This window comes from Endothiovibrio diazotrophicus (assembly GCF_054657215.1).
On record NZ_BAAHXB010000227.1, the window covers coordinates 1 to 2,702 of the forward strand.

General features: G+C 65.4%; 6 protein-coding genes. 1 reads left to right on the forward strand and 5 read right to left on the reverse strand.

The genetic code is table 11. From position 1 onward, the window contains the following. Positions 1-439 (reverse strand): relaxase/mobilization nuclease domain-containing protein (locus ACYQ2W_RS25860; protein ID WP_459873885.1); only part of this gene is annotated, 439 nt, incomplete at its 3' end. Then, positions 436-885, reverse strand: coding sequence for a MobC family plasmid mobilization relaxosome protein (locus ACYQ2W_RS25865; protein ID WP_459873887.1), 450 nt, complete (start codon positions 883-885; stop codon positions 436-438). The genes ACYQ2W_RS25860 and ACYQ2W_RS25865, both read right to left, overlap by 4 nt. 289 nt (positions 886-1,174) lie before the next feature. On the opposite strand from ACYQ2W_RS25865, the gene ACYQ2W_RS25870 reads away from it, so the two are divergent. Next, on the forward strand, positions 1,175-1,462 hold the full coding sequence (locus tag ACYQ2W_RS25870) for a hypothetical protein (protein WP_459873889.1): 288 nt from the start codon (positions 1,175-1,177) through the stop codon (positions 1,460-1,462). 48 nt (positions 1,463-1,510) lie between these two features. On the opposite strand, the gene ACYQ2W_RS25875 is transcribed toward ACYQ2W_RS25870, so the two are convergent. The 3 genes from ACYQ2W_RS25875 to ACYQ2W_RS25885 form a co-directional block, all read right to left on the reverse strand. Further along, positions 1,511-1,927, reverse strand: coding sequence for a putative toxin-antitoxin system toxin component, PIN family (locus ACYQ2W_RS25875; protein WP_459873891.1), 417 nt, complete (start codon positions 1,925-1,927; stop codon positions 1,511-1,513). Beyond that, entirely contained in the window at positions 1,920-2,150 is a 231-nt protein-coding gene (locus ACYQ2W_RS25880; protein ID WP_459873893.1) for a hypothetical protein, read from the reverse strand. The genes ACYQ2W_RS25875 and ACYQ2W_RS25880 overlap by 8 nt, the downstream gene beginning before the upstream one ends. A gap of 78 nt (positions 2,151-2,228) precedes the next feature. Next, on the reverse strand, positions 2,229-2,702 hold a 474-nt coding region (locus tag ACYQ2W_RS25885; RefSeq protein ID WP_459873895.1), incomplete at its 5' end, for a hypothetical protein.

The following is a 2,702-nucleotide window of genomic DNA, read 5'->3' on the forward strand; positions in this document are numbered from 1 at the left end:
CCTCCAGCTCCCGCTGGATCGCCGCGAACTCCGCCTTCTTCAACCACTCCCGTTTGCGGGAGAGGACGGCGTTGCTGCTGATCATCAGGTGCAGGTGGACGTGCGGGGTGTCGGCGTGAATCACCCCGACCGCCAACTGCTGCGGCGCCCGCCGCGCCAAGTAGCGGGTAGCCAGGTGGCGCAGCGCCTCGACCTGCCGTTTGGTGGAAATCCCGGCGTCCGGCGGGAGGGCGAGGATTTCATGAAAGAGCGCGTTGCCATTCGCGCGCCGGGGGAGGAGCGCGTGGTTCTCGGCGAACTCCGCCACCACCGCGTCGAACGTCCCGGCACTCGCCGGGAGGTTGTGGCGGAGATCGACCCGCGCCCCCTCCGGCGCCACCATGTAGCCGAGCAGTTGGCCGAAACTCGGCGCCTTGCGCGATAGGGATTTGATAATCATGCACCGGGTGGTTCGTCGTCGTCGCCCTGCCCCTGCGCCCACGGCTGGCGGACGAAGTGACGGACAAGGCGCTCCAGCTCGTCGAGACTGCGGGCGAGATCGGAGGCGCGGAGCGTCCCGTCGCCGTGGAGCGTATGTGCAATCTGGTTGACGTTGTTGCCGATGCGCCGGAGCTGCACGACGAGTTCGGAGAGGCGCACCTCGATCTCCTGCGGCGGCAGGTACTCCCGCCGGGCGTAGGCTTCCGCCTCCGCCTGAATCTGCGCCCACACCGCCCGCCCCGCCGACTCGGCGCGCTGCTGAAAGGCGGCGTACTCCTCCAGCGTCAGCGTGCCGTAGACCCGCTTGTGGGTCTCGCGGAAGCGTTCCCAATAGCGCTGCCGGTACTCCCGCATCTTCTCGGTGCGGTCGCTCTCCTCCGGGGGTGTAGGTGGCTGATCGTCCATGCTCACGGCTCGGCGGGTCCGGGGGTTCCAAGGGGCGCTCCCCTTGGCAAGTTTGGGGATTCTTGCGCAGAAGTCATGGCTCCGTCCATGCTCTGTGCAGAATCCCAAACTTGCACACCGCTCTCCGCTCATCCTTCGTCCCTCATCGCTCACCGCTGGCGCGCTGCCCTCCACCGACGCAAGAGAGCGGTGAAGGAGGAAAGCAGCGGGTCGCCGCCGTCGCCGGGTTCGCCCATACTGCACACTACGGATTCGCGAGGGAGAGGGAGAGGGAGAGGGAGAGGGAGAAATGTTCGCTGGGCGCGCCTATCGCAAGGGCTTCGACCGGGGGTGTGCGGACGGGCAGGCATACCGTCCGAAGTCCCCGAAGCCTCCCTTCTGGCGGAGTCTGTTCAGCGGTGCGGCGTATACGGCGGAGTACATCCGGGGGTATCACGACGGCTACGCCCACGGCTGCCGGGTACAGGCGAAGGAGACAGCCCACCCCGCTCCCACGGCGTCCGTCACCGAGCGCCACGCGGAACTCGCCCGCTCCCGCGCCCCTACCCGTGAACGGGATTTTGAGCACTCCCGCTAACATCAAAAAGCGGTTTAGCCGTGCCGCTGCGCGCCAAATACCGGACGATCAATCAGGATACTGTGCGAGGAAATCGGCGGGGGTGAGAATCGGAATTCCCCGGAAGGGGTGGAGGGCGAGCAGGTCTTGGTCACCGGTGATAAGGGCGCTCGCCCCGCCCGCCACCGCCAGCTCCAGGAACTTGTTGTCCTTCGGGTCACGGCAGTCGGTGACGGTCTCGGTGGGGTGAATCTGCACAAACTCCTCGATGAACAGGTCAATGAGGAACGTGCGTGACAAGTCACCGATCCTTTTCGCCAGCTTGGGCTTGTTGAGTGTCTGGCAGAACTCTTTGAACGTTGCTTCAGAATAGACGACCGCTCCCAGTTGGATAACACGCTCAAAGGCCATCGCCGGAACGGAGTCGGCGGCCAGCGCCACGCTGATCAGGATGTTCGTATCGACGACGAAGCGAGCGCTAGTCATCTTCCGCCAGAATTTCCTGCAACTTCTCGTAGGTCAGCCCATTCGTGCGAGCCTCTCGCGTCGCTCGCCGAGCGGCCTCCATAAACGTCTTTGGTTTGCCCTCCACCGGTTCGTCGTCCACGATAGTCACATGCACCGGCTTGCCGGGGTTGCGCCTAGCCAACTCCTGCTCCACTTGCCGCAAGGCTTCGGCGGGCACATCGTCGATGGTGATGATGGACATGGCAGGGACCTCCCTTAGCGGTCTGTCTTGCACTTTGGACATGCCTCCATTTTACACCGTTCCCCCGTGCCTGCCGCCCTACCCGTCCACCGGCGCCCCGCGCAACTCCGCGTGGAGGTGAGAAAGATGGTGGAGCCGTTCGGCGCTCATCGCTGCCGGGTCGCCCGCCAGCAGCTCCTCCACGTACCACGACGCCAGCCCCGCGTAATAGCGCTGCCGCTTCCGCACCACCCCGAGCCGCCCGTTGCGAAAGAGCCAACCCGCCCCCCGGTAGAGGGGCGCGAGGAGGTAGTTCTGAATCACGCGGGTTACCCGGAGCGGCGTGAAGAGCGCCAGCCCGAGCAACCACGCGAACCCGCCCAATCCATTGCGGGCGAGCCAGTTGTAGACCCTCAAGCCGTCCCCCTCGACGCGGAACGCCACCTCCCACAGCGAGGACGGCAGCCAGAAGCGGGAGAGCGGGAGGAAGGTCAACGTGCAGAAAATTCCGAGCACCGCCACCCCGACGGCGAGGGAAAAGCGCGCCTCCGGGAAGTAGTAATAGAACGGCAC